24 protein-coding genes, 1 tRNA gene and 1 riboswitch are annotated in these 25,231 nt (G+C 35.0%); of the genes, 17 read left to right on the forward strand and 8 right to left on the reverse strand.

What is annotated here, in order from left to right; genetic code table 11:
• Positions 1 to 61 precede the first annotated feature (61 nt).
• The 3 genes from B8780_RS06880 to B8780_RS06890 all read right to left on the reverse strand — a co-directional run bounded on the left by B8780_RS06880 (position 62) and on the right by B8780_RS06890 (position 1,758).
• Positions 62 to 538 carry a hypothetical protein gene (locus tag B8780_RS06880; protein WP_084273144.1) on the reverse strand — a complete coding sequence of 159 codons (477 nt, stop codon included), beginning with the start codon at positions 536 to 538 and terminating at the stop codon, positions 62 to 64.
• Between the two features lie 39 nt (positions 539 to 577).
• Positions 578 to 1,183, reverse strand: a complete 606-nt coding sequence (locus B8780_RS06885; protein ID WP_084273145.1) for a hypothetical protein — start codon at positions 1,181 to 1,183, stop codon at positions 578 to 580.
• Positions 1,184 to 1,685: 502 nt separating this feature from the next.
• A tRNA-Pro gene (locus B8780_RS06890) sits at positions 1,686 to 1,758 on the reverse strand.
• Positions 1,759 to 1,879: 121 nt separating this feature from the next.
• Between B8780_RS06890 and B8780_RS06895 the strand changes: the two genes are divergently transcribed.
• The 6 genes from B8780_RS06895 (at position 1,880) to malA (ending at position 9,489) form a co-directional block, all read left to right on the forward strand.
• Positions 1,880 to 2,197, forward strand: a complete 318-nt coding sequence (locus tag B8780_RS06895; RefSeq protein WP_084273146.1) for an ArsR/SmtB family transcription factor — start codon at positions 1,880 to 1,882, stop codon at positions 2,195 to 2,197.
• Positions 2,194 to 3,477: an arsenic transporter gene (locus B8780_RS06900; protein ID WP_084273147.1), complete on the forward strand. Its 1,284-nt coding sequence runs from the start codon at positions 2,194 to 2,196 to the stop codon at positions 3,475 to 3,477. The genes B8780_RS06895 and B8780_RS06900 overlap by 4 nt, the downstream gene beginning before the upstream one ends.
• Before the next feature lie 44 nt (positions 3,478 to 3,521).
• On the forward strand, positions 3,522 to 4,889 hold the full coding sequence (gene cysS, locus B8780_RS06905; protein ID WP_084273148.1) for a cysteine--tRNA ligase: 1,368 nt from the start codon (positions 3,522 to 3,524) through the stop codon (positions 4,887 to 4,889).
• A gap of 34 nt (positions 4,890 to 4,923) precedes the next feature.
• The gene (locus B8780_RS06910) at positions 4,924 to 6,072 is read left to right on the forward strand and encodes a cytochrome P450 (protein WP_084273149.1); all 1,149 of its coding nucleotides are present in this window, start codon (positions 4,924 to 4,926) and stop codon (positions 6,070 to 6,072) included.
• 41 nt (positions 6,073 to 6,113) lie between these two features.
• Entirely contained in the window at positions 6,114 to 7,430 is a 1,317-nt protein-coding gene (locus tag B8780_RS06915; protein WP_084273150.1) for an MFS transporter, read from the forward strand.
• A 121-nt stretch (positions 7,431 to 7,551) separates the two neighbouring features.
• On the forward strand, positions 7,552 to 9,489 hold the full coding sequence (malA, locus tag B8780_RS06920) for an alpha-glucosidase MalA (RefSeq protein WP_084273151.1): 1,938 nt from the start codon (positions 7,552 to 7,554) through the stop codon (positions 9,487 to 9,489).
• Between the two features lie 102 nt (positions 9,490 to 9,591).
• Here malA and B8780_RS08370 read toward each other — a convergent pair whose 3' ends face one another.
• A complete protein-coding gene (locus tag B8780_RS08370) occupies positions 9,592 to 9,720 on the reverse strand; it encodes a hypothetical protein (RefSeq protein WP_269087915.1) in 129 nt (42 codons plus the stop codon).
• Positions 9,721 to 9,845: 125 nt separating this feature from the next.
• On the opposite strand from B8780_RS08370, the gene B8780_RS06925 reads away from it, so the two are divergent.
• Both B8780_RS06925 and B8780_RS06930 read left to right on the forward strand, forming a co-directional pair.
• Positions 9,846 to 10,961, forward strand: a complete 1,116-nt coding sequence (locus B8780_RS06925; RefSeq protein WP_084273152.1) for an enolase C-terminal domain-like protein — start codon at positions 9,846 to 9,848, stop codon at positions 10,959 to 10,961.
• Positions 10,948 to 11,703: a hypothetical protein gene (locus B8780_RS06930; protein ID WP_236719406.1), complete on the forward strand. Its 756-nt coding sequence runs from the start codon at positions 10,948 to 10,950 to the stop codon at positions 11,701 to 11,703. The genes B8780_RS06925 and B8780_RS06930 overlap by 14 nt, the downstream gene beginning before the upstream one ends.
• Positions 11,704 to 11,706: 3 nt before the next feature.
• Here the strand turns inward: B8780_RS06930 and B8780_RS06935 are convergent, their stop codons facing one another.
• The 3 genes from B8780_RS06935 to B8780_RS06945 are packed head-to-tail and all read right to left on the reverse strand — an operon-like array spanning position 11,707 to position 14,342.
• Positions 11,707 to 12,564 carry a fumarylacetoacetate hydrolase family protein gene (locus B8780_RS06935; RefSeq protein ID WP_084273153.1) on the reverse strand — a complete coding sequence of 286 codons (858 nt, stop codon included), beginning with the start codon at positions 12,562 to 12,564 and terminating at the stop codon, positions 11,707 to 11,709.
• Positions 12,565 to 12,573: 9 nt separating this feature from the next.
• Positions 12,574 to 13,572: an alcohol dehydrogenase catalytic domain-containing protein gene (locus tag B8780_RS06940; RefSeq protein WP_236719407.1), complete on the reverse strand. Its 999-nt coding sequence runs from the start codon at positions 13,570 to 13,572 to the stop codon at positions 12,574 to 12,576.
• A gap of 50 nt (positions 13,573 to 13,622) precedes the next feature.
• The gene (locus B8780_RS06945; protein ID WP_084273154.1) at positions 13,623 to 14,342 is read right to left on the reverse strand and encodes a helix-turn-helix domain-containing protein; all 720 of its coding nucleotides are present in this window, start codon (positions 14,340 to 14,342) and stop codon (positions 13,623 to 13,625) included.
• 252 nt (positions 14,343 to 14,594) lie between these two features.
• On the opposite strand from B8780_RS06945, the gene B8780_RS06950 reads away from it, so the two are divergent.
• A complete protein-coding gene (locus tag B8780_RS06950; protein ID WP_084273155.1) occupies positions 14,595 to 15,956 on the forward strand; it encodes an MFS transporter in 1,362 nt (453 codons plus the stop codon).
• A gap of 22 nt (positions 15,957 to 15,978) precedes the next feature.
• Here the strand turns inward: B8780_RS06950 and rhaD are convergent, their stop codons facing one another.
• Positions 15,979 to 16,740 (reverse strand): L-rhamnose 1-dehydrogenase, encoded by a 762-nt coding sequence (gene rhaD / locus B8780_RS06955; protein WP_084273156.1) that lies wholly within the window; start codon positions 16,738 to 16,740, stop codon positions 15,979 to 15,981.
• A gap of 259 nt (positions 16,741 to 16,999) precedes the next feature.
• Here rhaD and B8780_RS06960 point away from each other — a divergent pair, with 259 nt between their 5' ends.
• The 8 genes from B8780_RS06960 (at position 17,000) to B8780_RS06995 (ending at position 25,216) form a co-directional block, all read left to right on the forward strand.
• Complete coding sequence (locus B8780_RS06960) at positions 17,000 to 18,391, forward strand: MFS transporter (protein WP_084273157.1); 1,392 nt, start codon at positions 17,000 to 17,002, stop codon at positions 18,389 to 18,391.
• Between the two features lie 166 nt (positions 18,392 to 18,557).
• Positions 18,558 to 19,088, forward strand: coding sequence for a DUF998 domain-containing protein (locus tag B8780_RS06965; protein WP_153274233.1), 531 nt, complete (start codon positions 18,558 to 18,560; stop codon positions 19,086 to 19,088).
• A 15-nt stretch (positions 19,089 to 19,103) separates the two neighbouring features.
• Entirely contained in the window at positions 19,104 to 20,051 is a 948-nt protein-coding gene (locus B8780_RS06970) for an ABC transporter ATP-binding protein (protein ID WP_084273158.1), read from the forward strand.
• Positions 20,048 to 20,812 carry an ABC transporter permease gene (locus tag B8780_RS06975; RefSeq protein WP_011176897.1) on the forward strand — a complete coding sequence of 255 codons (765 nt, stop codon included), beginning with the start codon at positions 20,048 to 20,050 and terminating at the stop codon, positions 20,810 to 20,812. The genes B8780_RS06970 and B8780_RS06975 overlap by 4 nt, the downstream gene beginning before the upstream one ends.
• A 136-nt stretch (positions 20,813 to 20,948) precedes the next feature.
• Positions 20,949 to 21,443 (forward strand): DUF1286 domain-containing protein, encoded by a 495-nt coding sequence (locus tag B8780_RS06980; RefSeq protein ID WP_011176898.1) that lies wholly within the window; start codon positions 20,949 to 20,951, stop codon positions 21,441 to 21,443.
• 57 nt (positions 21,444 to 21,500) lie between these two features.
• Positions 21,501 to 21,938, forward strand: a complete 438-nt coding sequence (locus tag B8780_RS06985) for a YbhB/YbcL family Raf kinase inhibitor-like protein (RefSeq protein ID WP_084273159.1) — start codon at positions 21,501 to 21,503, stop codon at positions 21,936 to 21,938.
• Positions 21,939 to 22,208: 270 nt separating this feature from the next.
• Positions 22,209 to 23,783: a hypothetical protein gene (locus B8780_RS06990; RefSeq protein ID WP_153274234.1), complete on the forward strand. Its 1,575-nt coding sequence runs from the start codon at positions 22,209 to 22,211 to the stop codon at positions 23,781 to 23,783.
• A 78-nt stretch (positions 23,784 to 23,861) separates the two neighbouring features.
• A riboswitch (TPP riboswitch) is annotated at positions 23,862 to 23,964 on the forward strand.
• Positions 23,965 to 23,986: 22 nt separating this feature from the next.
• On the forward strand, positions 23,987 to 25,216 hold the full coding sequence (locus tag B8780_RS06995; protein ID WP_084273161.1) for an MFS transporter: 1,230 nt from the start codon (positions 23,987 to 23,989) through the stop codon (positions 25,214 to 25,216).
• The last annotated feature ends 15 nt before the right edge of the window (positions 25,217 to 25,231 follow it).

Raw genomic sequence — 25,231 nt, forward strand, 5'->3', positions numbered from 1 at the left:
TATGTTATGTAATAAATTATAATGTTTTATATTAAATCTTCCGGCTCTAAGATTATATTAATTAAATATTTTGGTTACTTTTATTTAACTCTTTTGATATTTTTAATATTGCAGCTCTTGTTGGTGGTATCGGATCATGAATGAATCTCAGAAGTTCGTTTTTCTTAACTCCAATCATGGAATCCATCTCCCAGAATTCTCTTCCACTCTTTCTAAGGAGCAGACTCCAGATGTACCAGTAAGGATAGAGCCATGGATTTTGCGCGTATTTTCTCGATATCTCAATTCTATGCAGGATCATGCGATACGAAAGCCTGGTTTTTCCGGTTAAAATTAGCATGGGCTGTCCAATCCTCCTGAATTCCCTGATGACAGCCTTAACCCTTACATCAAACAATTCACTCTTAGAAATCGTTGTTTCCTCCCTGACCTCTCTAAAAACAAAGCCAGATATCCCATGCCTTCCATAACGCTTGAAATCAGCCCAATCCATTTCAACCCATGCCGAGCTTGTAACCTCTACAGGTGAGGTGGCCATATTCGAGGGGGATCTTTTTTGAAGCAGGTAATAACCGTCTTATGTTTCTATGATTATATGCATTGCGATCCTGTAGGGAATTTCGCATAATTCTCCATCTTTTTCAAATTTTTGTATTGATGGAAATTTTCCATGCCTGTAAATAAGCTCCCTTGGCGTAACACTCCTGTCCGGGGATATCCATACCGTACTTACATCCGGATTCTGGATTACTGTATATTCATCAACCAGATCAGCCTTTGAGACGTAAAACACGTATCTGGATTCATTGCCTTCTGTCCTACTCTCACAGAGGCGGTAGATACATATTTTGTCGTACGGAGAAAACTCCTTTCTTGAGTATTCTGTATAAAGATTCATAACTCTGTTTCTTGCATTTAAAAATTCATCAGGCATTTTAAACTGATTATTGACTTTAACTGTTTCAAATGATTCAAGATCTTCACCTTGATTGAACTCCCAAATTACTGAGGCTGGAATTTTATCAAGCTTCCCATTAACATTGAATTCAATTGGCTTTTCCTGATGGTAAAGCTCGATAAGCTCTGAGCCATCCTTAAATTTTTTCTGTTTTAGCCCATCATCTTTCTCAATATCGTCAAATTTAAGTTCTATACCCGCCTCGAAAGAGAATATAACTATCAAGTAAGTACACTTATTATAAGTGGAACAACAATTAGAATTGTAATCATAATGATATGTAAAACAGGAAATGCATAAATTAATAAAACAATTATAATGATAAAAGCCCAAAAAAAGGTCAGTCTGCAAATCCATGCTAATCTAAATAATTTTTCTGTTCTACTGTTCACTTAACTCCATTTTTCGTTTTTATTAATATTTTTCATTAACTTGAAAAGCTGTTTTATAATAAGCACATCAAATACAAAATATCGAGGATCATTGATATAACAATTGCAGAAATCAATACATGGAAATAAAGGTCATTAGAAAAAATGCATTGCAATATTCATAGACGCAATGTTCTATCTCCAAGAAGGGATAGGTCAAATCGATCTGATTCCTATTTTTATTCAAACATTAATATATCCAAAAATTAATTCTAAAAAGAATAATGGATATATAAATATAACACTGAGGAACCATTAAGACCTTTATAATAAAACAGAATTAACATGGTTAATAGTGGGTCTGTCCGGATTTGGACCGGAGTTTCCAGCTCCCGAAGCTGGAAGGATTCCAAGCTACCCCACAGACCCTTTATTGGTTATCATTCACAGATATAAAAGATTTTACAGCAGATATTTATAATATCATTTAATATGTAATAAAAAACATATGAAAATATTTTTATGTTAATATGAAATCCTGGAACGAAAGATGGACCATATAAGTGAAACAACGATCTATAAATTGCTATCAGACGATTTAAGATTAAAAATTGTCAAAATGCTGATTAAATCAAACATGAATGTTTCAGAGATAATAGAAAGATGTGGAAAGGATCAGCCACTGATATCGCATAAATTGAAGGAGCTCAGGGAGAATGGAATATTAATAAGCTACCGTTCAGGCAAGAATATTGTTTACAGGGTATCAGATCCGTATATAAAAAAAATTATAGATACCGTTGAGGCTGCAAGCCTAAGAATAAAACAGGAATGCAAATGCGTTGAATGCAATGGTGATAAATCTTGAGCATTCTCCTTTACCCAGGAATAATAATATTTGTTATTACATTATTTCTGGTATTAAAAAGGCCAAGAAATTTGGGTATAGGATACTCCGCATTAATAGGCGCTGCCATCTCGCTCATCATCGGTGTATCAACATTAAAGGATGTAATATCTGTCTGGAATATTGTCTGGAATGCAACATTTACATTTATTGCGGTAATAATAATATCGCTTATACTTGATGAGGCGGGCTTCTTTGAATACATTGCATATAGGATAGCCATAATGGCAAAAGGCAGCGTTTTAAAATTATTTTTATTTATAATGCTTCTTGGCTCTGTTATATCCGCAATATTCGCCAATGATGGAACGGCATTAATACTCACACCAATTGTGTATTCAATACTTTTAAGATTCAATTTCTCAGAGAATAAAATAATACCATTCATCATGGCAACAGGATTTATAGCAGATACATCAAGCATGCCCTTTACTGTTAGCAATCTTGTAAATCTTGTTACAGCCGGATATTTTAACATAACATTTCTTAAATATTCCGAGATAATGATATTACCTGACATTGTATCAATAATTGCAAGCATAACTGTCGTTTTTTTATTTTATAGAATGGAATTCAGTGGCAATTACATGATGCCTGATATTGATCCATCGAAGTTTATTAAGGATGGATTAATATTTAAACTCGCAGTTCCATTGATAATAATATTAATGCTTTTTTACTTCCTCTCAGGATTTTTTAAAATACCAATATCATTTATAGCAATGCCATTTGCAGTAATCTTTTATTTACTTGCAAGGCTGGGTAAAAACATAGATGCAAATTATATTATAAAAATAGCACCATGGCAGATCGTTTTATTCTCGCTTGGTATGTACATAATCGTTTTTGGCATGGGAAGGCAGGGCCTTGATAATATATATACTTATATACTTGAAGTCTTTAATAATTTTCCACCTGTGTTCTCATATTTATTCTCCGGGCTCTTCTTTGCATTCAATGCAGCCTTTATGAACAATCTGCCGTCAGTCATGCTTGGGAACCTTGCAATTTCAGGTCTTAACAATCCGGGATTGTTAATGTATTCAAATGTGATAGGCAATGACATAGGCCCAAAATTTACACCGATAGGATCCCTTGCAACACTTCTCTGGCTTTATACACTTGAAAGGAAAAATGCAATAAAAATATCATATAAATATTACATGAAATTTGGAATTATAACAGCGCTCCCGGTTTTATCAATAACACTTGTCTCTCTTTACATTTCATTAATAATATGATTTTCCATGAAAATCTTTATTTAATGATATATAATTAAAGTCAAATGAGATTTTACGATACACTTTCAGGTTCAGTTAAGGAATTTAAACCGATGCATAAAAATAGAATAAACATCTTTGTCTGCGGGCCAACAGTTTATGATGACTTTCATCTGGGACATGCCAGGACGTACATATTTTTTGATACTATTGTTAAATTCATGAGGAGCATTGGTTATTCCGTTTTTTATCTTCAGAATATAACAGATATAGATGATAAGATAATAAAAAGGGCACACGATGAGGATAGATCTCCTGAGGAGATAGCCAACAGGTATTTCAATGAGTATTTAAGAATCATGTCTCAGCTCGGCATAGACAGCGTTAATTACTATGCAAGGGCAACACTGTACATTGATGAGATCATATCTCAAATAAAGAGGATGATTAAGAAAGGATATGCCTATGAAACCTCTGATGGCGTTTACTTTTGTGTTAGAAAATTCAGGGACTACGGCGAGCTTTCCAAGCAGAACCTTGATAATATTATAGAGAACGCCAGGGGAGTTTTAAACGAGGATAAAAGAAATCCTGAGGACTTTGTTTTATGGAAAAAAATGAAGCCGGGAGAGCCGTACTGGGAATCACCGTGGGGAAAGGGCAGGCCTGGCTGGCATATCGAGGATACTGCAATAACTGAAACTTACTTTGGTGATGAGTATGATATACACGGCGGTGGCTCCGATTTAATATTTCCACATCATGAGGCCGAGATAGCCCAGATGCGGTCTATAAGCAATAAGAGGTATCTTGCGCATTACTGGATACATACCGGCATGATAAATGTAAACAGGGAAAAGATGTCAAAGTCTTTAAAAAATTACATAACCATAAAGGATGTATTAAAGGAATACAAACCAAATGAGCTGAGATTCGCTGTTTTAAACGCAAACTTTAATACATCAATAGAGTTTTCAATGGATTCATTGAACGAATCAAGAGAGGCATTATCAAGAATAATAAATACATATAGAAAGCTGAAAAAAATCGATTCTGAATCCGGCGATTACATGGTTGATTCAGATTATATAATAAAAAGGTACATGGACATAATGTCTGATAACTTTGATACAAGATCTTTAATAAGAGAATTAATGGATTTTGTAACAGATATAAATAAAAACATGGATCATATAAATAAAGATACTGCAGGAAATATAATAAGGATATTCGATTACATAAACTCATTCATGAATATAATACCAGAGGAGAGATCTTTAAATAATAATATAATCGATTCCGTTTTAAACATAAGATCCAAATTAAGATCCGAGAAAAGGTACGATCTATCAGATTATATAAGAATGGAACTTGAAAAATCAGGGATTCATATAGAGGATAAAAATAATAAAACCCAGTGGTGGATCGAATAACAAAGTAGAAATATCCATTTTGCAATGTATTTTTATGTACATTCCATCTTATAAGGAGGAGCCATTCGAATGGTATAAATCAATGAGGACGCAGCGGATAGTAAGGGAGGGCAACTCGGTTCATGTTTTTAAATACAATGACGTTGTAACAGTATTATCAAATCATAATGTATTCTCATCACAGTTCCGTGACCTGCTCGGCGATGATATTAAAAACGAGCTTGACAGCAGGGCCGCACCAAGCATCCTGATACTTGATCCACCAAGGCACACAGAGCTTAGAGGCCTTGTAAGCTCGGCCTTTACCCCAAGAAAGATAGAATCATATGATAATTACATAAGAGAACTTGCAGCGAAAATGATAGAAAATATTATAGAAAAGGGTAGATGCGATCTCGTATCAGAGATATCATATCCATTGCCTATCATGGTTATATCAAACATGCTTGGCGTTCCGGAAAAGGATCTAAAAAAATTCAAGGAATGGTCGGATGCACTTGCAACATCGCTTGGACGTGGCCCTGATTTAAGAACCCAGAGAGAGATGTCAGAATACTTTTTGAATATGATAGATAGAAATTCAAATGAAGATAATTTAATATCAAGGCTTTCAAATGTTTCAATAGATGATAAAAAACTCACGGATCAGGAGATAACTGGATTTTCAATACTATTGCTGGTTGCCGGAAACGAGACAACAACAAATTTAATAACAAACGCTTTAATTGAACTATCAAATCATCCGGATATCTATAAAGAACTTGTTGATAATAATAAAATCGCAGGTGATATTGTTGAGGAAACACTAAGATTCAGATCTCCTGTGCAGTCAACAAGAAGATATGCAAAGTATGATTATCAGATAAACGGTTTTAATATATACAAAAATGACTTTATCTTTCTTTACCTTGGTTCTGCCAACAGGGACGAGGAAATTTTTAAAGATCCGGATAATTTTAATCCGTTCCGTGAAAACAAAAGGCACATAGCTTTTGGTAATGGAATACACTTCTGCCTTGGTGCCCCTCTGGCAAGACTTGAATCAAGAATAGTTCTTGAGGAGTTTGCAAAACGCATAGAATCATTTAGCATAGAAAGATTAAATCCCGATGATAGAATAGACAGCGATATCATGTACGGCTATAAAAGAGCAATAATAAACGTAAAAAAAATTAATCAATAAATTATAAAAAAATTTTTAAATAGATTAATTATAATATAAATGTGAATGAGGGTTCAATACTAAAAAAACTTGATGCATCTCCAATAAAGAGATACCATTATTTTATAACAGCGCTTTCAGATGCGGGTTACTTTCTTGACGGCTACGATCTTCTGGTAATAGGACCGGCACTTCTTTTTATTATACCAATTTTACATATATCAGTATATATATCTGCATTGATAGGCGTTTCTACAATTATAGGCCAGCTTGTAGGCGGTGCATTCTTTGGAGTCCTGGCAGATCTAAATGGAAGAAAATCAATATACCAGTGGGACATGCTCATATTTGCAGTGTTTGCGATTTTAAGCGGTCTGTCGCAAAATGCACTGGAGCTCATCATTTTTAGGACACTTCTTGGACTTGCAATAGGTGCAGATTATGCATTAACGCTTTCAATTATAGGTGAGTACAGCCCTGTTAAAGGCCGTGGAAAGCTTCTTGGCACAGGTTTGATGTCCTGGTGGATAGGCGGTGCCTTTGCAGTCTTTCTTGGCTATTTGCTATACCCATACGGATCATTTTCATGGCGTTATCTGCTTGCCGCAGGTGCAATACCAGCAATCATCGTTTTAATATTAAGAAGGCGTGTTGAGGAGACACCAAGATTCGCTGTTGAGAAGCACAATGATGGTGAAATAAAGGACATAGAGGAAAGGATAGGCCTTGATAATGTCAGTTATGCCAATGATGCTTTAGATAATATACCTGTAAATTATCCAAAAAGGGCGTTCTTTACATTTACATCATGGTTTTTTAACGACCTTATATTCTATGGTATAGGAATATACACATCAACATTATTACTTGAACTGCATTACAGCACACACAGGGCATCGCTTTCACTCACACTTTATTTATATTTAATAGGTGTTATTGCAACAGTATTCTTTGTTTTTACAGCTGATATACTGGGCAGAAAGAAATGGCAGGAATACACATTCCTTGCCCAGGGGCTTTCACTATTAATACTTGCATTGTATGCAATAATCATAGGAAGGGCACCACCACTTCTTTTACTGTTCCCTATGTTTGCAATATTTTACTTTGCAAATGCCGGTGGTACCGGTGAGACCACTGGCATCTTTGTCAGCGAGCTGTTCCCGACAAGGATCAGGACAACGTCCATGGGTGCAGGAACGGCAATAAGCAGGGTTGGGGCCATTATATCCGCCATTGTTTTCCCAATAACAGTGAATATCTATGGGCCAATACCCATGGAGATACTATTATTTATCGTAGGGCTGCTTGGATTCTTAATAACATACTTCCTTGGAATAGAAACAAAGAATAAATCACTGGAAAGTCTTGATAGATGATAATTACATTATAAAAATTATATAAAATAAAAATCAATTTTAATGAGACCTTTTGAAATATAACTTTAATTCTTTAATTTATAATAGATTAAATTTATTAATACGTTATTTCTTTTCTACCATGAATATAAAGATTTTAAAATCAGAAAACATTGAAAAATACATAATAAATGACTATAAACCACTAATAAAATACGATGAGAACATAAAATACAATGATGCCAATGTTAAACCTGAATTTAACTTCTATGAACTCGATGGATATTCATATTTTGAAAAGAATTTCGACATAAAGGAAAGAATAATAGGTTTTGGCGAAAAGGCAAAGCATATAATCAAAAACAGGGAAAGATTGATTTTTTATAATTATGACCAGGCAGGTTATACCAGAGATTCAGATCCATTGTATGTTTCCGTTCCATTTTTTATATCAGTATCAAATAATATAACAGGATATTTTATTAATAATCCATCAAGAATAGAGATTGACATAGGCCTTAAAAATTATAACAAAATCGAGGCAAAAATAGACGATAGTGGCTTTGAACTCTTTGTTATACATGGTAATTCCATAGAGGATGTAATAAAAACATTTACTGAAATAACTGGAAGAACCTTTGTACCACCAAGATGGGCACTAGGGCACCAGATATCAAGGTATAGCTATTATCCGGATCGAACCGTAATTAATGTTGTTAAGGAATACAGGAAATACATTGATGTCTCTGCAGTTTACCTTGACATAGATTACATGGACGATTATAAAATATTTACATTTGATAAGGAAAGGTTCCCGGATATAAAAAAATTCAAGGAGGAGCTTAATGCCATGGGAACAAGGCTTATTACAATAATAGACCCGGGATTTAAAATAGATCAGCTTTATAAATATTTTATAAATGGAATTGGGAAATATGTTATAAATTCCAACAACGAGATCTATATATCAAGGCTCTGGCCTGGCAACTGTGCGTTTTTGAATTTCCTTGATGCCGATTCATACAATTACTGGAAATCATGTGTAAAGGAATTTGCTGAAAATGTTGATGGCATCTGGCTGGATATGAATGAACCTGCATTATTCAATGATGAAAGAACAATATCCGGGAGCGCACTTCACTACACAAACAATGGTTTTATAAAGCATTCAAAGATTCATAATGCATACTCACTTTTGGAGGCTAAGGCAACATACGAGGCTTTAAAAGAAATTAAAGACGAATTTTTCATACTTTCAAGATCAGGATATCCTGGAATACAGAGATATGCAGCAATATGGACAGGCGATAATAAGGCATCCGATGATGATTTAAAGCTTCAGATATCAATGATAGTATCAATGAATCTATCAGGAATAATGATATGCGGCTGCGACCTTGGGGGCTTCTTTGGTTATTCATCACCAGAACTGATCTCCAGGTATTATAAGGCCGCAATGCTGTTTCCATTCTTTAGAAATCATAAGGTAAAGGAGGGTAATGATCAGGAGATATATCTATTACCGGAAAAATACAGAAATGAAATTATCGAAACCGTTAATGAAAGGTATAAATTTATAGACTATATTTATTCAATTATAAAATTATCCTCATTGACAGGTGTGCCTGTAATAAGGCCAATTTTTTACAATGACCCATATGATGAAACGGCATATTACATAGAGGATGAATACATGCTTGGTGACGTTCTTTATGCGCCGGATATATCAGACACCGAGGTTTATCTGCCATCCGGAAGATGGATAAACATCACGACTTTTGAGGAATTCAATGGCAAATCATATATAAAAAGAGATAAAAACTCGATATTCATAAAATTAAACTCTGCTGTTATTTACGATGGTTCAATAATAATTTATGGTAATGGCGATTTTAAACTTTATTACCCGGATGAACTTTTAATAAAGGCCGGAGAAGATTCTATTATATTTTCCAGACCTGTAAAAAGCGTTATTATACCATTAAAAAAGGCAAAGGCAACAGGCGATAATATAAAATATGAGTACAATGATAAATATACAAAAATATCCGGCAATTTAAAAGAAATAAAATTTCAATAATATAATTGTTTTTTAACGATGAAATTGTTTTTATTGAATGTTTTTAATTACCACTTAATGTAATTATAATGTTTCATTAAATTTCTGTTTTTTTATTAATTCTCATGCACCTATTATTGAGTTAATGCTATTATTTGAAATTGCATTGAAGATTAAAATGTGTGAGTTCAATTTGCATGCTGCCTCGGAAAGACCGCAATCACTTAATATATTAAATGTAAGGTAGTACATATTATATAAACAAAGATGTGCATTTAAATGTTTGTAATTATTTTATATTAACTCTTAATAATTAAATTTTTTAAAACAGGACAGGTGCGGAAACAACTTTATTTTATAGATCATTATATTAAAGCATGTCCAAGATCAAATCCCTTGAAAGAATCCATGATGAAAATGTCAGTCAGCAGATATTTCCGTACACCAAACCAACAGATTACTATAAAGATATTATTGGAGAGATCTCACCGGCAGAGGCAGCAATGATAACAAAGATAGTTTTTTTAAAACTAAAAACCGAGTCTGGAGTGGAAAGCTATATATCTGTTACAGAACCTACTTACAATTATATAGAACAGATTAAAAAATATATTACAATGTTTGATGTATCGGAGATAAGCAAGGCATGGGATTTTTTTTATAGAACAACGCTCCCAACAGGTCGTACCGGCCTTGCACTTCATGCAATAAGTGCCATAAATCTTCTCATGTATGATGCCTTTGGAAAGGAGGTAAAAAAACCAGTTTATGATTTAATTGGTGGCAGGACAAGAAAAAGCATAAGGGCGTATGCAAGCCATTTGCACCCTGACAAAATAGAGAATCTCCAGAAAGAGGCAGAAGAATATCTTAATAATGGATATAAAGATATGAAGATGCGTTTTATAGCATCACCGGCTGATGTATATGCCATAGATAAAAACATAGAGCTTGTAAAGGCGGTAAGGGATGTCATAGGATACTCAATCAACCTTGCCGGTGATTTCTGGATGTCGCTTAATTACAATTTTGCATATAAAATGCTAAAGGCACTTGAAAAATATGAGCTTGCATGGATTGAGGAGCCGTTGCTGCCTGATGATTTCAATGGATATAAAAATCTTGTAAAAAAGGTTAATATTAGCATATCTGCAGGGGAGCACCATTACCATGTTTATGACTTTAAAAGGCTACTCGACTGTGGTGTGATGATATTGCAGCCAGATGCAACATGGGTCGGTGGTATAACACCAATGAAGAAGATAGCAGGACTCGCAGAGGCATATGGTGCACAGGTTATACCGCATGCCGGTAATATATACAACCTGCACTTCATTATATCAGAGCCTGAGGCTGTAACGCCAATTTCTGAATATCTTACACGATATAGGGACTGGATGGAGCAGCATATAGTAAATGTACCCAGACCTGTAAGGGCGCATTTTGAATTAAATGATTCTCCTGGTTTTGGGATTAAATATGACCTCGAATAAATATAATATAAAGGTATTAAAGGTTGGTGAGTCTGAGGTTCCTGGCCCTGAGGTTTACTGGATGGAATCATTTAATTCCTGGGAAAAGCTGTCATTTCACGTACTACTTGCCTATAACGATGACATATCATTTATGATTAATACAGGCATGCCCCTGGATCTAACGTTGAGAAACAATGAGATGATAAAATTTGCTGGCGAGCGTGCAATTTTTAAGTCTATTGATACACTGGATGTTCTTGCCAGTGCAGGATTTAAACCAGATGATATAGATTTCATTGCATTCACACCTGTACAGGACTATACCACAGGCAGGCTGGATGAATTTAAAACCTCAAGGATATTTATATACAGGGATGGATGGATAAAGGATATAGCCGCACCAGAATACAGATATTTCCATAATAGGGACCTTTTTATTCCAAGGAAGATACTAAGTTATATTTATGGTGATGGCTGGAAAAATGTAATATTCTATGATGATGGATCTGAATTAATACCGGGGATAAAAGCAATTAGCGTCAAATGTCATCACAGATCATCAATTGCGTTTTCAATTAATACAAGGAATGGTATTTATATATTTACAGATGCGGCCTTTAAAATTAACAATATAAATAGAATGAGGCCAATCGGCATAGCAGAGGATATATACGAGTGTCTTGATGCATATGAAAAAATAAAAGGCATTGGTAAGGTAATACCAGCTTATGACCCGGCATTTGACAATTTTTATATATAAAATTTATTTAATGGTATTTTTCAATTTTCCTATCCCTGATATCTCAATTTCTATTACATCACCGTGAGTTAACCATGTTCTTTTATCCTCTGGCATTCCAAGTATTACACCCTTAGGTGTTCCTGTAAATATTATATCACCTGGCTCTGGATCAAAGTATCTTGATAGATAATCAGCTATTTCTGTAACATTAAATATCATGTCCCGGGTGCTGCCGTTTTGCCTTATATGACCGTTTACCATTGTTTTTATGTTAAGATCCTCTGCATTGCCAATTTCATTAACGCATGCTATTAAAGGGCCCAGTGGTGCAAAGGTCTTTAATGCTTTACCCAGTATCCACTGGCTCGTCCTGAACTGAAGATCCCTGGCAGAAACATCGTTGCCCACTGTGTAACCAAAAAGTGCATCCCTGTAAGTCCTGCCTGAACCTATTACCATGACAAGTTCCCCCTCATAGTCAATTTGATTCACACCTTCTGGAATTAATATATAATCCTCAGGGCCTATAACACTGTTGCTAAATTTTGAAAAAATGGTCGGATCCCTCATCACCTTTTGCTCTGATTCCCTTGCATGTTCCATATAGTTAACGCCTATGCATATTATCTTTCTTGGGTTTATAACAGGCGAGACTATTTTTACATCCTTAACACTTAAACTTTTTATCTTATCTTTTGCCTCATTAATTACCTTGTCGACATAATTTTGATCAATCCCGGATGCCAGGATATCATCCGTTATCCTAAATTTTTTAAATTCAGGTATAATATAAGAAATTTCATCAAAAGGATAGACTTTCTCGTTGTAAATTATTCCACCAGAGATCCTGTCATTAAAAATAAAATTCAAAATTTTCATTTAAACACCTCATGGTTTCATTATAATTTTTGAGTATTTTGAATCTGGTGACAGCTCCTCATTAAAAGAGTCTTCACCACTGTCGATGGGCCTTATATCATACCATTTTTCCTTTACATTGAGAAAACCATTGTTTATAAGATCAACGGCCCTTCTAAAATCATCATCAGAGTAACAGAACGATCCATGTATATTTATCTCATTTCTTATAATATAATTCACCTGAAACTCTGTTTCAGGCTCATGCAGACCAACATAAACTACTCGGCCACCCCTTGCTACTGAGTCAAGTGCAAGTTTTCTTGTATCTGCTGTTCCGACGGCATCTACAACTATGTCAAAGTCACCCTTTTCTATAACCTCATTTCTGTTGTTCACCTTTTTTGTTGCGCCCCAGTGCATTGCATGTTCCAGTCTGTAATCGTTTATATCAGCAACCGTTCTTTCTATGGTCCCTGAAATTTCAAGTATCTTCAAGGATAACAGACCTATTGTACCGGCACCTATGACCAGGGCTTTATCACCGACGGCAGGATGTGCATGGTTCACAGCCCTTAAGGCTGTCGCCAGCGGCTCAGCAAGGGATGCTTCCGGGATATCTATAATTTCATAGCATGAATATGCAGGTACATTAACATACTCTGCAAAACCGCCAGGATAATCAATACCTATAATCTTCCTTTCAGGACACAGCTGCCTGTTGCCTGTTCTGCAGTACCTGCACTTTCCACAGGTTACAAGCGGATTCACTGCAACATTTCTATTTAAAAGATAGGAGTCCTTATCAGAACCGGTTTTTATAACAGTTCCGCTGAATTCATGCCCCATAACAGATGGTGGCTTTCTAAGCTCGTTCTGGCCCACAAATGCCGATAATTCTGAACCGCATATGCCAGCATAGTTTACCTTTACAGTTACCCAGCCAGGCTCAGGATTTTCTATACTTTTTTCTTTTAATTCCATCTTTTTTATATCAGTCCATACAAGTGTCTTCGTTTGCATCGCCATTTAAACAATTTTAACCTAAATAAAAAGATATATTCGGAACCGTCCAGTATTTATCCTTCTTTAAGTTCATCCATAAGTTTAAAAAGTTTTATGCTTGATAATGCCTTTGCCTCTGCACTCCTTATATATTCCTGGACTGTGGATTTTGAAAGCCCAAATGAATCTGCAAGCTCCCTAATACCGGTTTTTCTTGGAATGTCGTAGTAACCGTGGTTGTATGCTTCAACAATGATCTGCATCTCAATTGGTGAGAATGTAAAGTATGGGGCCAGGATATCATAAAAATTTTTAAGATATTTGGCCCTGAATTCATAGAGGTCGCCAAGTGATTGTAAATCATTTTTTAATTCTTTAACGTTTTCTGATGGTAGAACGGCATATTTTTCCTCCAATCCGCCCTTGACAATATCAAAGTAAAAGATACTGTTGTAATCATTTAACTTGCCCTGTATCATGCCATCATAATTTTCATAGAGGTCCATAATGTAAACAGACCGTTTTAATTCACTTAAATTAAGGCTGGTTACATTTTTTATCGTGCTTTCTTTGTTAAGGCTTCTTAGAAATTCCTTTAAATTATGCTTATTATTCACCCTTATCTCAAAGATGCCGTATATAGCATTTTTATCCTTATATGGTAGCAGCTTTAGTGTATGTATTGATATATCATATTTTTCCGTAATTCTACTCCAGCAGTTTTCATGTTTCATTTTAAAGTATACCATGGAGAACTTTTCATCAAAGCTTCCGGAAGCATACCTAACAATCATATATTTAAATATAATTTATCATTATTTAATATTTACTACTTTTGTTAACATAAATATTGATTTAAATGAAAAATAAATTTTTATACTTATGCATAATATAAAATATAATTATTAAACATTGTTTAAACCCATAGAGAATTTCAGCATCTGGTTAAAAATTTTAGAATATTTTGTTATAAAAAAGTTTCCTGTATTTTGGACAGGTTTGGAAATCTCTATATATAGTTTGAATTTAATAATATATCGGTATATATGGTTGAGAGCAAGACTTATGATGATGCAATGCTATCAGGAACACATTTTAAATGGACATTAATAGCATCCCTTGGAGATTTTCTTGATGCCGGAATGCTTGCTGGAACCGGAATAACATTATTGGCAATATCATCATTATTACATTTCACAACGTTTGAATCTGGACTGCCTGCATTGATATCATTACTTGGTTGTGCCTTTGGTGCACTAACATTTGGAAGACTTGGAGATAAATTTGGAAGGAAGTTCATATACCAGATTGATATGATTCTTTATGCTGTGGCATCCATACTTCTTGCGATTACAGGTATATTCTCTTCAAGAATAGTAAATATAGTATGGTCAATGATTTTCTATGCATTAATAGGAATTGCAGTTGGTGCGGATGTTCCAACATCATGGAGCCTTATCACTGAGTTTTCCCCAAAAAACTATCGTGGTAGGCTAATGAGCATTACAACAATAATGTGGTATGTCGGTGTTCTTGTTGAGCTTGGTATAGCAATAGCATTGTACAATACGGGCATGATTTTATTCAGGGTGATATGGATCTTTCTTGGAATAATTGCGATAATAAGCTGGGCCTTAAGAAGAAGTCTCACCGAATCACCGAGATTTGATATGATGAAAGGCAATAAAAGCGATTTAGAAAGATCTGCAAAACTCCTCAATATAAATATAAGCGAGGAGGAAAACAAAAAATTTACAATAAAGAAGTATGCAGAGCTTTTCACAAGGTACGGCTGGTTTCTATTATTTGCATGGTTTCTTTATTTAATGTGGGGCATACCTGCATCAACATACGGTGAGTTTTTTCCATACATATTCAGCTCACTGCATCTTGTTAGCCTAAGAACAACCTATGCCTTCGAGGCCATTTACTTTGGTAGTGCAATTGTGCCAGGACTATTGATATTTTATTATCTTTCAGACAGGATTGGCAGGACGCCTCTTTATTTAATCAGTGCAGCCATGGCAGCCATATCATTTCTTTTACTGGTATATCCACCATTCCTTAAAAATGTATATGTTCTATTATCATCGTTTCTTCTCTTTGGAATTGGTCAGGGACTTGGAGTATGGCCCACAACAAGACTATTATCAATGGAGCACTTCCCAACAAGTCTAAGAAATTCAGGCCAGGGTTTTGTCTGGTTTACTATGAGGTTTGAGGCCGGTATATTTGGACTCTTTACGCCTATAATAGTCGCCATAGGTGTAGAATACATAGGCCTGATATCAGGAATATTCTTTATACTTGCCTTTACAGTCGTCTTTTTACTTTATATAATAAAACCTGAATATGTAAAAACAGAGAGAAAATCACTTGAAGAAACGTCTTATGATGAGGTTATATAAATTTTATTTTAAATAAAATAATTTATTGTAGATTTACAAGCATACCGCCATCCACCAATATTTCAGAGCCATTAACATATGTATTTTCATCAGATACCAAAAAAAGTGCAGGCCTGGCAATATCCAATGGCTCACCAAGTCTTCCAAGAGGTATTCTTTTTTCCATGTACCTCCTTTTTTCTGTATTAGAAAGATCCTCACGGTTTATATCTGTTAATATAGTTCCGGGCTCAATTGAATTTACCATTATTCCATGCTCTCCAAGTATTATTGCAAGGGAGTGCATTAATCCATTTAATGCAGATTTTGTTGTTGTGTAATGACTTTGATATTTTCCACCAACAATGGCGCTTATTGAACTTATAAAAAGTATCCTTCCATTTGTATTATTTTCTATCATGATTTTTGCCAGTTCCTGTGTGATAAAGAAGTGGCTCTCAACGTTTACCTTCCAGACCTTTTCAAACAGATCTCTATCTATATCAAAGAAGTCCTTGAAAGGGCATATACCAGCATTGTTGATTAATATATCAACTGTTTTGAATTTGCTTTTAATGAAATCAACCAATTCCGGTATTTTATTGATCTCTGATTGGTCTATTTTATATTTATATGCCTCTGATCCCTTACTTTTTATATAATTAATCACATCATCTGCAGCCCTGTCACTGCTTGAATAGGTAATTATCACATTGGCTCCATTTTCTCCAAGTAGCATTGCAATGGCCCTTCCAATACCCCTGGATCCGCCTGTTACAACAGCATTCTTATTTTTAAAATCCATGTTCCTCTATATTTAATTAAATAATAAAGATATAAATATTTTACAGGACATGTTCTTAAAATTTAATGTCATTTATATTTTCCATAAAAATAATAGGTATTTATAATTAATAAAATGCTTAGAAATTTGATGTTTTCATAGCATTTTAATTATTTACTGGATTTAATTATATATTTTATATATAAATATATATTTTATATTTAACTAAATATAGTATTTGTATAATATTTATATATTCATAGGTTATCGATCATCCAATATGGTAGAGGATCAAAACATATTAAATCAGGCTGATAGGGCACCCACGGGGAGATTCCATTTAAAGGCCATATTTGTGGCCAGCATGGGTTTCTTTACAGATGCCTACGATTTATTTGCTATATCTACAGCACTGCCATTGATTGTTTCCGCATCCGTCTTTGATGTAACAAACCATTTTGTTCAGGGACTTGTTGGTGCGGCCGTATTGATTGGAGCCGTCATAGGAGCCCTTACATTCGGCAGGATAGGCGACATACGTGGCAGGAAATACGTCTATGGAGTTGAAATGGCAATACTGGTAACATTTGCAGTAATCTCGGCATTCTCAGTAAACATCTGGATGCTGATAATCACAAGACTGCTTCTTGGTATAGGTATAGGCGGAGATTATCCAATAAGCTCAACAATAATGAGCGAGTACTCAAATGTAAAGAGCAGGGGCAAGATGGTTCAGACCGTTTTTGCAATGCAGGGCTTTGGCCTGCTTCTTGGAGCCGTCATAGGACTTATTGCAATTCACACGATGCCGGTAAACTATGCATGGAGGTTCATGCTTGGATTCGGAGCAATACCGGCGGCGTCCGTTATATATCTAAGAAGAAAGATAAAGGAAACACCAAGGTATTCACTGCAGACCAAAGGTGATGTAAAGGCAGCCGCAGCAGCCGTTGAGGATATAACAGGATCAAAGATAGATGTAAAGGACTCAAATATAAACGTTTCAAAAAAATCCGGAATATTAACAAAATACATTGCGCTTTTGATAGGAACTGCCGGAAGCTGGTTTTTATTTGATATGGCATTCTATGGAACATCAATAAACAACTCAATAATATTCAATGCAATAGGCTATGGAAGCGTAACAAATGCTGTTCTATCAGCATCAAACACGGCAATAGGAAATATAATAATAGCGGCAGCATTTGAAATACCTGGATACTGGATAGCATTTGGATTAATAGACCGCGTCGGCAGGAAATTTTTACAGTGGATGGGCTTCGGAGTCATGGGAATAATATATCTAATATTTGCACTGGCATTTGCACCGCTTAAGGCAGATATACCATTGTTCATAGGGCTTTATGGATTATCATTCCTGTTCGCAAACATAGGACCTAACTCAACAACGTTTATACTACCAACGGAATTATTCCCAACGCAGGTTAGAACAACAGCGCATGGTATATCAGCAGGTGCCGGTAAAACAGGTGCTGCAATATTTACATTTGCACTGCCATCAATAGAGGCTGCACTTGGACTTAAAGGCGTCTTTACACTTCTTACAGGATTTTCATTCATAGCAGTTATTATAACATTGCTGTTCATAAGGGAAACAAAGCAGAAGAGCCTTGAACAGACAAGCAGGCAGGATTCGGTTATGGCACATTAAAAATATAAATTTTATAAATATTTTATAAATTTAATATCATATGTTTTATCAATCAAAATATAAATATTAACATTAATTATTAATATTAATGTTGAAATTAAAATATGTTTACATAATAACGGGAATTACAATCATTTTTATATGGATTGTTATTATGGCATAGGCCATTGTAAATCCATGGTTTTCAATTACAAAAAATGCACTGAGTGATCTTGGCGGCGGCAATTTAATAAACAATGGCCATCCTGCACCAGCGCTGCCTGAAATCTATAATTTTGGCCTTATAATAGAGGGTATTTTAATAGCATTACTATCATCATTGTTTATTTTATTTTCAGAAAATAAGATTGAGGATGCCGGTTCATCGTTTTTTATTATATCCGGTTTATTCCTTGCATTAATAGGCATATACCATGAGGGTACATATCCCCATGACTTTGTATCGATATGGTTTTTTATATTATCAAGCATATCATATATAACAATAGGGATTGCACTTGTAATTCAGAGGATAAAATATGGCATTGCAATGCTTGTTTTAATACCTGTGTCGTGGTTACTATTTATTAAAATACCATGGCAGTCCGTTGCTGAAAACGAGATCTTTGGCATAATTATTATAGAGGTCCTTGTAATTCTTTATATGATTTCCATCAGGAATAGACGGTATAAATTATATAAAGCTATAAATAAATAATTGCTATATATAATCATGGAATTATTAAAATCTGGGGAACAACCTGATTATGCAGTTTACGCAAAGGATGTTGTGTTCTCATATGATAATAAAAAGAACGTTGTGGATCATCTAACATTTTCAGTAAAAAAAGGCGAGATCTTTGGTCTGCTTGGTCCAAACGGTGCTGGCAAAACAACAACAATTAAATTAATGACCACGCTTTTAAGGCCGGTTTCAGGTGAATTAAGGATACTTGGCATGGATTACAGGTCAGGCAATAGGTTAAGATCAAGGCTTGGCGTTGTTCTTCAGGATGAATCCTTTGATTTTACAACGGTTGAAAGGGCCCTTGATATATATGGATACATATGGGGTGTTCCGAGGAATATAAGAAAAAAGCGTGTAAATGATTTACTGGAAAAATTTGATCTCTACGATTTTAGAAATAAGAGGATGTGGGACCTTTCAGGAGGCCAGAAGAGAAGGGTCCAGGTTGCAAGGGAGTTCATGCATGATATGGACCTATTATTCCTGGATGAGCCTACAACAGGTCTTGATCCAATATCAAGAAGAAAGATACTTGACATGATAAAAGATATGTCAAGAAATGGTCTTACCGTTATATTTACAACGCACATACTTGAAGAGGCCGATTACGTCTGCGATAGAATAGCAATAATGCGCTCCGGCAAAATTGTTGCAATGGATAAAACAGAGGAATTAAAAAAGAGGTATGCAGGGGCAAAAACCATAGAGATATCATTGAGCAAAAACAGGGACAGGGTTCTCTCAATGATAAGCACAGGTGAGGTCTCATCTGATGATAATAATGATATAATAGTTACAAAGGATGTTAATAAAACGATATCAGAGATCACCGAGTTAATAAAGCGGTTTGATGCATCTCTTGAATACATAAATGTAAGATCTGTTTCCCTTGATGATGTGTTCTTTAATACAATAAACGGTGAGGTATCATGAACCTTGGTAAGTCATTTAAGCTTATGGTCAGGAACATACTTGTTAATACAGACCCTGGAACATTAATGTTCCTTGTTGCCATGCCTGCAATGTATCTTATCTTTATGGGCTTTATGTTCGGCGGCCTTATAAATAATATACCAGGATTTAATTATAAGGAATTTTTAACACCGGGAATCATGGGTTTTGACACCGTTTCAGCCGGTGCAATAGCCGGTTCACTGCTATGGTCCGATAGAAGATACGGCATGTTCGAGCAAATTTTAACAGCACCATACACAAGATCTGAATATTTGTTTGGCATACTTTACGCAACAATATTTTTATCACTTATTGGTTCGGTAATACTTCTTATAATATCACAGGTGCTTGTTATTCATATATACATGAGCGCTGCCGGATTAATATTCATGATCGTTAATATCATAATCGGCGGTCTCTTCTGGGGGTTCCTTTTTCTGGCACTGGCGGCAAAAACAAGGTCAAACCAGGCGTATAATAGCATACAGATCTTTATAATCTTCTTTGCAGATTTTGCAAGCACTGTTTTTTATCCATTGACGTCAAAAACACCTGCCGCACTTAAATACATGTTTTATATTAATCCGTTAACATACATAGCCAATGGCATAAGATCAGGGTATTTATCGTCAATAAATTCCGGTACATTAACCGAATTCTTTATATTACTGTCTGAAACAATCATCATGGGTATAATAGCAATATTATTATACAGAAAGGTAAGGGTGGGCACAACATGATTCTTAAATGAAAATAATATTAATTTTTAAAAATCAAACAGGTTAATTTATTCCATTTTATTATAAATACAATTTTTATAATATTCCAAAAAATGGAAAAGCATATTTTACAGAAATTAATGTCTGACATGGTCTGATGAAATTAACATCGCATTATGTGTTTACAGCAGGCATCCTTACATTTATAAATGCGCATTTCATGCCATTTTTTAGGGCGTTTTCTCTATCCGTTATAATATCTTTTATATCAAATTTTATAATAGATTCGCTGGGCCACAGTCACTCAAAAAATAATAAAATAAATGCAAGGACGCCACTGACACATACATTTGAGAGGAGCATGGCCTGGGGATCGTTTTCATCATTTATTATAATGGCCTTGGCAATTCTTAACTCTAATATAAATAAACAGTTTTTAATAATGTGCATCGTTTCAGGAATTATATCAGGGCCAAGCCATATGCTTCTTGATTTATTCACAGAGAAAGGCATATACATAAAAAAGAATAAAAAATGGGTAAGGTTTGCAGTAATGCATTTAAGGTACAATAATAAAACGGCAAATGCCATTGCAATAATTACCGGGATAATAATGATCATAATATCATATAAGATGATGTTTTTATTTTAGTAATATATTTAAAATTTTCAGGGATAATTTATTATATCAGTATTTTAATATTGATTCATGGAAATAAGAATAAGGGCATTTGCTGATGGATCTGAGATACCAAAAAAATACACATGCGATGGCGATAATGTATCACCGGAGATAGAGCTAAACCTTGATCCTGGATATTACATGCTATTAATGAATGATCCGGATGCACCGTCTGGAACATTTACACACTGGATAATATACAATATTCCTGGTGAGACAAAACTTTTAAAAGAGAACATTGAAAAGAAACCAGATCTTGGTGTGATAATGCAGGGCGATAACGACTTTGGACATCCCGGATACGGTGGCCCGTGCCCGCCAAGGGGTCATGGTTACCATCATTACCATTTCAATCTCTACAGAACAGATAAAATAATTGAAAGACTCAATCCTGAAAGCGTTTACAGTATTGTTGATAAATTACAGCCTGTTGCACATTACATGGGTATTTATAAAAGGGATTAATCATATTTTATAATTTCATTTCTTTATATTATATCTTTCATTTTAGTAAAATGGATTTTTATATTAATTTTTAATAATAAATATTAATATGTTATATAATATTTTTTCTTTTTACGTTCTATTTAATCAAAAAATGAAATATTTTTCTTAAAAATATTTATATATTAAATTCAATTACATTGTTGATTTATTATGTCATTTAAAAAGGATGTGATCTAATTGTGGAGGCGTGGCATTAGGATTTTCATCGCAATTTTTTTGATGCTGATAATGCTTTTGAGCCTCCTTGTTATTGCAATGCCGGATAATGTTTCTATTAACCATAAGAACCATTTTCTAAACAGCTCCGAGATTCAAGATAATTATTATCTAATATCGCTGTCAAACCTGCCCGGCGGACATGGTTTCTACCAGCAGTTTATAAAAATAAACGATCCGGGCAGCCTTGGTATAAATCAAAATGGAAGCAACATAGAATTCACAGCATTGAATAATACATTATTATATGCATGGATACAATCATTAAATAACAATGCAATGACAGTTTTCGTAAAAAATTATAACGATTCCAGCTCAATATTGTTAAAGGTTTTACCATACAGTTCAAACGTTCTCAGCAGCACAGGATACACAGGTGAGGCCCCACAGCTTTCAAAGATTTACGGTGAGTACGATAATGGAAGATATGTCTTTCCATTCTACTGCGATTTTAAGGGTAATTCATTGAACACAGGCGTTTTTATAAACAACTCTGTTAATTCGCAGGGAAGTTTAATTATCAACAATGGACTTAAATACACACCAACGGGCTCTGAAAACAACTGTCCATTCATGTATTCAAAAGAAATATTCTCATATGTTACAGTACAGGCATATGGAAATATTTATCCACCGGTTTATACAAACAAACCTTATGACTTCCATGGTTATGGCCTGGGTTCAGTATATAACATCAATAAGAATCTTGAGGGCATAGGCCGCTTCTGCGCTCAGACAAACTCACAGGCAGGCATTACAGATCCAATCGGTGAGACTGCCGGGCTTAATTATGGGGATTATTTATGGAGCCTTACAATAGGTAAAGATAATTTATATGGGTCACAGTACAATGCCTCAGGGCTGGTAAACAAAATATCAGAGAAGGATAATGCAATAACACCGGAACCAATAATCTTCTTTGACCAGATAAATTCTGTTAATCCAATAAACTTTACATGGGTAAGAACACTGACATACCTTCCATCAGGAATGCCAGGATATTTAATATACAACAGTCCGGCGCATTACTTTAGCTTTATGGAGCGTGGTCTGCCCTACGGAACTCCATGGTACCTGGATGTCTTTGGATCAAAATACCATACAGATGGAAATGTTATATCAATGTGGCTTCCCGGGAATAACTATTCATATAGCATATACACCCCGGATTATTCAAGGTATATAGCCTATAATCAGTACGGCTCGGTTAATTCAGGAAATTCGAACTCAATAGAGATAAAATTCCTTGAGATCACATACGCGGTTTACTTTAATGGAACGGGCAGCTGGAATCTCTCAGTTAATGGAAACGGTTACCATGTCTCAGGAAGCATAAAACTTTGCGAGCCCTATGGAAATTATAATTATATTGCATATTATAATGGTAACAAAATTTCAGGTAACTACACTGTTAATGGAAACAATGTTTATATCAATCTCCCTGGAAGCCATGGAAATACAATGGTAAACCAGACCATGGATAATAAGGTTGTAAAATCATCAAATACATATAATATTATAGTCCCGGGAATCTTAATAGTTGTTGCATTGCTTGCATTAACATTTATTGTTTTAAAACGTAAATAAATCTTTTAAAAATATTTTTTTAATATATTTTAGAAGGGTAAAAAGTTTTTATATTACAATTAAATAAATGATTGTAGCAAAAAGCTACCGGGGAGCCATTAATGGCTGAGAGGATCCAAGGGATCGACCCGTGAACCTGATCCGGGTAATACCGGCGGAGGGAGATAGCCAATGGGATTCTTGATATATAAAAGGGGATATAAATGCTGAGCAGGAATCAGCGCTTCATGCTGCTTTCCAGCTCGGCAAGCTTTACAATATGGGGGATCATAGCAACAATAGGGCCCCTTGCAGCCTCGGGTGCAATAATACATGCACTGCCATTGAAATTAAAGGTTATAATACTTTTAATAGGCCCGATCTTTGCACCTCTTGGAAACTTTACAATGGGTTTATTAACAGACATCCTTGGCAGAAAAAGGGTCTTTATAATGACCATGAGTCTTTACGGTATTGGCGTGATAATCATTGCATTTAGCTATGTATTCTACACACTTTTAATAGGCCTTGTCCTTGCAGAGTTTGGTGTTGGCGGTGAGGAGATGCCATCGTTATCATTAATAGCCGAGGATTCGCCATTAAGATCACGTGCAAAATGGTTAACAATTGTATCAGATTTTAACAATATAGGCAGCGCAATAATCACAGGACTTTTTTTAATTGTCTACACATCCATAATGGACAGATACGCACTTTTGGTATCCGCATTTATATTAATTGTTATAATGGTGATTGCAAGGGTGAACCTGCCAGAATCGTTTAGATGGCTTAACTCAAGGGGAAGATTTGACGCTGCAAAAGTGGAGGAGAAAAAATTATACATCGATTCAAACGGAACAAGCACTGGCAAGATCTCTGGAGGGCAGTACCTTGGCAGATTTTTATTTCTGGCTGCAATAGGCATATCACAGTATATAACCTTTGGACTGATGGCATATGTAATAGGACCATACGAATTTCCATCAACATACATGGATGAAATGATAATCTTCGTTGCACTTTTGGGCGCATCCGCTGCTGGTTTTATCGCTGCACCATTGATTTCCAGGGGCAGAAAGGTTTACACTGCATATTCATACATTGGCGGCTTTATAAGCACGTTAATAATACTCTTCCTTGTCCCATATTTAAGGAACATGTTCATATTTTTGCCACTGCTTTTTATAAACATGATGATGAGTGAGTTTGGCTGGGCATCAAGGACAACGCTTGAACCTGAGCTGTTTCCGACAAGGTACCGTGGAACATTTATGGGTATTGTCAGGCTTGCCCCAATGATAGGCTATGCAATTTCCGTTGATTTAACAAGCACGTTTACACTTTATCAGTTCATACTATACAATGTAATTCTATGGCTTCTTGGAGCCGTTGCCTCTGTTCTCTGGCTCATAAAGGGCAATGAGACAAGGGATATAAATATAGATTATGCGTGAATTTTAAATATTTTT

This window comes from Picrophilus oshimae DSM 9789 (assembly GCF_900176435.1).
Lineage (GTDB): Archaea > Thermoplasmatota > Thermoplasmata > Thermoplasmatales > Thermoplasmataceae > Picrophilus > Picrophilus oshimae.